Origin of the sequence: Paracoccus kondratievae (assembly GCF_009301415.1) — a bacterium.
GTDB lineage: Bacteria > Pseudomonadota > Alphaproteobacteria > Rhodobacterales > Rhodobacteraceae > Paracoccus > Paracoccus kondratievae.
Map to the genome: position 1 here is coordinate 86,059 of NZ_CP045072.1, position 6,442 is coordinate 92,500.

A 6,442-nucleotide genomic window follows, 5' to 3' on the forward strand; every position below is an offset into this window, starting at 1 on the left:
AGGACCTCCTCATGCCGCCTGAAATCGCCGAACTGATCAGCCGGAACCTCGCCCTGATCATTCTGGCTGTGGTGATCCTCTTTGCGGTCCGCAGCGCTGTCCGAATCGTTCCGCAATCTGAAAAATACGTGGTCGAACGCTTTGGCCGGCTGCATTCGGTGCTGGGGCCGGGGATCAACTTCATTGTGCCCTTCCTTGATCGGGTCGCGCACCGGATCTCGATCCTCGAACGTCAGCTTCCGACTGCGCGTCAGGATGCGATCACCGCTGACAACGTGCTGGTGCAGGTCGAGACGAGCGTCTTTTACCGCATCATCGAGCCGGAAAAGGCCGTCTATCGCATCCGCGACGTGGACGCGGCGATCAGCACCACTGTTGCGGGGATCGTGCGCTCGGAAATCGGCACGATGGAACTGGATCAGGTCCAGTCGAACCGCGCCCAGCTGATCGAGCGGATCCGCGAGGCGCTGGCCAATATCGTCGATGACTGGGGCATCGAGGTGACGCGGGCCGAGATCCTGGACGTCAATCTGGACGAGGCGACGCGGGCCGCGATGCTGCAACAGCTTAATGCCGAGCGCGCCCGCCGCGCTCAGGTCACCGAGGCCGAAGGCCGCCGCCGCGCGGTCGAGCTGGCCGCCGATGGCGAGCTTTACGCTGCCGAGCAGCAGGCCAAGGCCAAGCGCATGCTTGCCGATGCCGATGCCTATGCCACCGCCGCCATCGCCACTGCGATCCGCGAAGGCGGGCTTGAAGCCGCGCAATATCAGGTCGCGATGCGTCAGGTCGATGTCCTGGCCGAGGTCGGCAAGGGGCAGGGCCGTCAGACCGTGATCGTGCCGGCCTCGGCGGTCGAGGCGCTTGGCGACGCGTTCCGCATGTTCCGCGGCGCGAAATAAGGGGACAGCCGATGGTTTGGTCGAACGGTTGGTTGTGGATCATCGTCGCGCTGGTTTTCGCGGCGCTTGAGCTGGCATTGCCGGGCTGGTTCTTTCTGGGGCTTGCCGCCGCGGTTCTGCTGATGGGTCTGGCCCTGCTTTCCGGTCTCTGGGGCGGCGGGCTGCCACTGGCGCTTGTCGTCACGGCGATCCTGACAGGGGTGATCTGGTTGGTGCTGCGGCGCATTTTCGGCACCAGCCGAAGCGAGGTGCGGATCTGGACCCGCGACATCAACGACAACTAGATTTCGTCGGTGCCAAGCTGGTGCTTACCCATGGTGGGCACCTGCTGACATGTCTGCGCGATGATTACGACTGGATCCCGTTTCCGGCGCATTGGGATCTGCCCGGTGGCGGGGCCGAGCCGGGCGAATCGCCCATCGAATGCGCCCTGCGCGAATTGCATGAGGAATTCGGGCTGCGGATCGACCCCGGGCGGCTGACGGCGCGGGTTTTCGATTCGTCCGCGTCTGTGGGCCGGGATTCGTGGCTGTTTCACGGCTTGATCAGCAAGGATGAGATCGCGGCGATCCGTTTCGGCGATGAGGGGCAAGAGTGGCGGATGATGCCGGTTGCCGAATTCGTCGCCCATCCGCGCGCGGTGCCGCATTTCCGGGATCGGGTACGGCTTGTTCTTGCCGGGACGGGATGCGGGATTTGAAAATCGTCGGCCTGGGTGCATGATCGCCGCATCGACAGCAAGGAGGCACGCATGTCCCGGATGCAGCTTTACCGCCGCAACGGCTGGGGATCGGCGCTGATCGAGGCGCAGCTTGCCCATTACGGGCTTGAGGCTGAAAGCATCGAGATCGCAGACCTGTTTCTGGACGCCACCGCCCGGCGAGAACTGATGCGGATCAGCCCCGCAGGGCAGATTCCGGTGCTGATCCTGCCTGATGGCCGGGTGATGTCGGAAAGCGCGGCGATCACTCTCTATCTCGCCGAGATGACCGGACGCGACGATCTGGTACCCGAGCCGACCGCAACCGAGCGGCCCCGTTTCCTGCGCTGGCTGATCTTTCTGGTGGCGCAGGTCTATCCCTGTTTTACCTTTGGCGATGATCCGTCCCGCTTTCTAAGCGACCCCACCGCGCAAAAAGAGCTGGGCGAGGCGACCAGCGAGCGGTTGAAAGAGCTGTGGACTGCCGTTGAGGGCGCGGTCAGAAGACCTCATTTCCTTGGCGAGCGGTTCTCGGCTCTGGATATCTATCTGGCGGTGATGACAAACTGGAAACCCGGTCCCGAGTGGTTTCAGCAGCATACGCCCAAAATCTGGTCGATCGCGCGTGCAACTGCGGCGCGCGAGGATCTTGCCCCGGTCTTTCAGCGCAATTTCGGCTGATCAGATCCCGGCCAGTTCGGCCTGAATGGCCTGTGCTGCGGTGCGCGGGTCTTCGGCCTGCCAGATCGGCCGGCCGACGACGATGTGATCGGCGCCGCTGGCGATGGCGGTGGCAGGGGTCTCGATCCGCTTCTGGTCACCGGCTGCGCTGCCTGCCGGGCGCACCCCGGGGGTGACGATCAGCCGGCCCCGTGCTTCGGGCAGGGCGCGGATCAGTGCCGCCTCGCGCGGGCTGGCGATGACGCCGTCGGCCCCGGCCTCAAAGGCTCGGGCGGCGCGGGTGGTCACGATTTCGGCCAGATCGCCGGGCACGATCAGTCCGGCGTCAAGGTCGGCCCGGTCAAGCGAGGTCAGGATCGTCACGGCAAGGATCCTCAGCCCCGAACTGCCCGCGCCCTGCTTGGCCGCGCGCACCACATGCGGGTCGCCGTGAACGGTCAGGAAATCCAGATCGTATTGGGCAATGCCCCTGACCGCTGCCTCGACCGTGGCGCCGATGTCAAAGAACTTCATGTCAAGGAAGATGCGCTTGCCATGTTCCTGCTTCAGCTCATTGGCAAGGGCAAGTCCGCCCCCGGTCAGCATGCCAAGGCCGATCTTGTAAAAGCTGGCGGCGTCGCCGATCTTCTGGGCCAGTTCCAGCCCGGCAAGCGCATTCGGCACGTCCAGCGCCACGATCAGACGGTCGTCCATGGATCCCCTCAGCCTGCGACAAACGACCCGCTTATAGGCCCATGCCTGCCGACTTGAAAGCCTGTTTGTCCCTGCCCATTTCTGAGGCAGGACCCGAGCCGGATCGTGCCAATGCGGGCGATCCAACGCGGGGGCTGAAGAAAGGAACTTCATATGGATATGGAAAAATTCACGGAACGGTCGCGTGGTTTCCTGCAGGCGGCGCAGACCATCGCCATCCGCGAGGATAATCAGCGCGTCATGCCAGAGCACCTGCTCAAGGCGATGATGGATGACGAGCAGGGCTTTGCCAGCAACCTGATCGCGCGCGCCGGGGGTGATGCCCAGGCAGTCCGTCAGGCCGTGGATCAGGCGGTTGCCAAACAGCCCAAAATCAGCGGCGGGCAGGGCCAGGTCTATGTTGATACCTCGCTGGTGCGCGTGCTGGATGAGGCCGAGAATCTGGCGAAAAAGGCCGGCGACAGCTTTGTTCCGGCCGAGCGGGTGCTGACCGCGCTTGCCGTCGTCAACACCAATGCCCGTGATGCTTTGACGGCTGGCAAGGTCACTGCGCAGGCGCTGAACGCCGCGATCAATGAGATCCGCAAGGGTCGCACCGCTGACAGCGCCGGTGCCGAGGACAGTTATGAGGCCTTGTCGAAATACGCCCGCAATCTGACCGAGGCGGCTGCCGAGGGCAAGATCGACCCGATTATCGGTCGCGACGAGGAAATCCGCCGCGCCATGCAGGTGCTGAGCCGTCGTACCAAGAACAACCCGGTGCTGATCGGTGAGCCCGGCGTCGGCAAGACGGCCATCGCCGAGGGTCTGGCCCTGCGCATCGTCAACGGCGATGTGCCGGAATCGCTGCGCAACAAGCAGCTTTGGGCGCTGGACATGGGCGCTTTGATCGCCGGGGCGAAATATCGCGGCGAGTTCGAAGAGCGTCTGAAATCCGTCCTGAAAGAGATCGAGACCGCCGCTGGCGAGATCATCCTTTTCATCGACGAGCTGCATGTGCTGGTCGGTGCTGGCAAGACCGACGGTGCGATGGATGCCGCGAACCTGATCAAGCCCGCTTTGGCGCGGGGTGAGCTGCATTGCGTCGGCGCAACGACGCTGGACGAATATCGCAAGTATATCGAAAAGGACGCGGCCCTGGCCCGTCGTTTCCAGCCTGTTCTGGTGCAAGAGCCGACGGTTGAGGACACGATCAGCATCCTGCGCGGCATCAAAGAGAAATATGAGCTGCATCACGGCGTACGCATCAGCGACGCGGCGTTGGTGGCGGCTGCGACCCTGTCGCATCGCTATATCACCGACCGTTTCCTGCCCGATAAAGCCATTGACCTTGTGGACGAGGCGGCCAGCCGCCTGCGCATGGAGGTCGACAGCAAACCCGAAGAGCTGGATCAGCTGGACCGTCAGATCCTGCAATTGCAGATCGAGGCCGAGGCCCTGAAGAAAGAGGACGACGCCGCCTCCAGGGACCGGCTGGAAAAGCTGGAGCGCCAGCTGTCCGATCTGCAAGAGAAATCGGCCGGTCTGACCGCCCGCTGGCAGGCCGAGCGCGCCAAGCTTGAGGGCTCGCGCACGCTTAAAGAGCAGCTTGACCGCGCCCGCGCCGAGCTGGATCAGGCCAAGCGCGAGGGCAACCTGGCCCGCGCGGGTGAGCTGAGCTATGGCATTATCCCCTCGCTTGAACGTCAGCTTGCCGATGCTGAAAGCAATGAGGACGGGCTGATGGTCGAGGAAACCGTCCGCCCCGAGCAGATCGCCGAGGTGGTCGAGCGCTGGACCGGCATCCCCACCAGCAAGATGCTGGAAGGTGAGCGTGACAAGCTGCTGAAGATGGAAGAGGTGCTTGGCAAGCGCGTCATCGGCCAGACCGAGGCGGTGGGCGCGGTTGCAAATGCCGTGCGGCGTGCGCGTGCGGGGCTGAACGATCCCAAACGGCCGCTTGGCAGCTTTCTCTTTCTTGGTCCGACCGGGGTTGGCAAGACCGAGCTGACCAAGGCGATCGCCGAATACCTGTTCGATGATGACAGCGCCATGGTCCGCATCGACATGTCCGAGTTCATGGAGAAACACTCGGTTGCCCGCCTGATCGGCGCGCCTCCGGGCTATGTGGGCTATGATGAGGGGGGCGTGTTGACCGAGGCGGTGCGGCGCCGGCCCTATCAGGTGATCCTGTTCGACGAGGTCGAAAAGGCGCATCCGGACGTGTTCAACGTGCTGTTGCAGGTTCTGGACGATGGTCAGCTGACCGACGGGCAGGGCCGGACGGTGGACTTCAAGCAGACGCTGATCGTCCTGACTTCGAACCTTGGGGCGCAGGCGCTCTCGACCCTGCCCGAAGGGGCCGATTCCAGCCAGGCACGTGCGCAGGTCATGGATGCGGTTCGCGCGCATTTCCGGCCCGAGTTCCTGAACCGCCTGGACGAGATCATCATCTTCCACCGCCTGACGCGCGACAACATGGACGCCATTGTCGGGCTGCAACTTGCCCAGCTGGAAGGCCGTCTGGCCCAGCACAAGATCATGCTGGATCTGGACGAGGCTGCGCGGAAATGGCTGGCTGACGAAGGTTATGACCCGGTCTTTGGGGCCCGGCCGCTGAAACGGGTGTTGCAGCGCAGCCTGCAGAACCCCCTGGCCGAAATGATCCTCGCCGGAGAGGTTCTGGACGGCCAGACCGTCCATGTCACTGCCGGACCCGAAGGGCTGGTCGTTGGCAACCGCGTGGCCCAGTCCAGTCTGGACGAGGGCGGACCCCGGGTGCCGTTGCATTAAGCGGATCGGGGCGGGTGCTGCGGCATCCGCCCCTTTCTTGATCTTCTTCACATTGGCATCGGGTCCAATCACGCGAAGTTTCATCGTCCTAACCGCTTCTGGGTGAGATGATGCGTGCAGGAGGGACCGGCATGAAGCTGACATGGTCGGATGTAACGCCCGAGGCGGCCTACCTCAGCCGCAGGGCCTTTATCGCGGCAGGCATTGCAGCGGTGGCGACACCGGCGCTGGGGCTGGGCGGAAAGCCCTCGGCCTTTTCTACCGACGAAAAGCCGAACAGCCTGCAAGAGATCACGAATTACAACAACTTCTACGAATTCGGGACCGGCAAGACCGATCCCGCGCAGAACTCCGGCAGCCTGAAGACCTCTCCGTGGTCGGTCCAGATCGACGGGCTGGTCGATCGCCCCGGTTCTTATGGTGTCGAGGATCTGGTGCCCGAGGCCGCGCTGGAAGAGCGCATCTACCGACTGCGCTGCGTCGAGGCGTGGTCCATGGTCATTCCCTGGCTTGGCGTGCCGCTTTCCGGGGTGCTCGACAAGGCGGGCGTGCAGTCCGGCGCGAAATTCGTCGCATTCGAGACGCTGCACGATCCTGAGCAGATGCCCGGGCAGCGCAGCAGAATCATCGACTGGCCCTATCGCGAGGGGTTGCGGCTGGACGAAGCCATGCACCCCCTGACCATTCTTGCGACCGG

Annotated in this window: 7 protein-coding genes (1 of these 7 cut by a window edge); 6 read left to right on the forward strand and 1 reads right to left on the reverse strand. The window is 63.7% G+C overall.

Annotated features, from left to right (window positions below):
* Positions 1–11 precede the first annotated feature (11 nt).
* From F8A10_RS00475 to F8A10_RS00490, 4 genes are read left to right on the forward strand one after another with little or no spacing between them, the layout of a single operon-like run.
* Positions 12–899 (forward strand): SPFH domain-containing protein, encoded by an 888-nt coding sequence (locus F8A10_RS00475; RefSeq protein ID WP_152366460.1) that lies wholly within the window; start codon positions 12–14, stop codon positions 897–899.
* 11 nt (positions 900–910) lie between these two features.
* Positions 911–1,183, forward strand: a complete 273-nt coding sequence (locus tag F8A10_RS00480; RefSeq protein WP_010392227.1) for an NfeD family protein — start codon at positions 911–913, stop codon at positions 1,181–1,183.
* Positions 1,184–1,203: 20 nt separating this feature from the next.
* Positions 1,204–1,599, forward strand: a complete 396-nt coding sequence (locus F8A10_RS00485; RefSeq protein ID WP_152366461.1) for an NUDIX hydrolase — start codon at positions 1,204–1,206, stop codon at positions 1,597–1,599.
* Positions 1,600–1,650: 51 nt separating this feature from the next.
* Positions 1,651–2,280 carry a glutathione S-transferase family protein gene (locus F8A10_RS00490; RefSeq protein WP_029371251.1) on the forward strand — a complete coding sequence of 210 codons (630 nt, stop codon included), beginning with the start codon at positions 1,651–1,653 and terminating at the stop codon, positions 2,278–2,280.
* Here F8A10_RS00490 and pyrF read toward each other — a convergent pair whose 3' ends face one another.
* Positions 2,281–2,973: an orotidine-5'-phosphate decarboxylase gene (pyrF, locus tag F8A10_RS00495; protein WP_010392233.1), complete on the reverse strand. Its 693-nt coding sequence runs from the start codon at positions 2,971–2,973 to the stop codon at positions 2,281–2,283. It lies immediately after the preceding gene.
* 153 nt (positions 2,974–3,126) lie between these two features.
* On the opposite strand from pyrF, the gene clpB reads away from it, so the two are divergent.
* Both clpB and msrP read left to right on the forward strand, forming a co-directional pair.
* Positions 3,127–5,745 (forward strand): ATP-dependent chaperone ClpB, encoded by a 2,619-nt coding sequence (gene clpB, locus F8A10_RS00500; protein ID WP_085502743.1) that lies wholly within the window; start codon positions 3,127–3,129, stop codon positions 5,743–5,745.
* A 131-nt stretch (positions 5,746–5,876) separates the two neighbouring features.
* Positions 5,877–6,442, forward strand: the 5' portion of a protein-coding gene (gene msrP / locus F8A10_RS00505; RefSeq protein WP_152366462.1) for a protein-methionine-sulfoxide reductase catalytic subunit MsrP. The gene runs 331 nt beyond the window's last position; only the first 566 of its 897 coding nucleotides appear in the window; the start codon lies at positions 5,877–5,879; its stop codon lies off the right edge, out of view.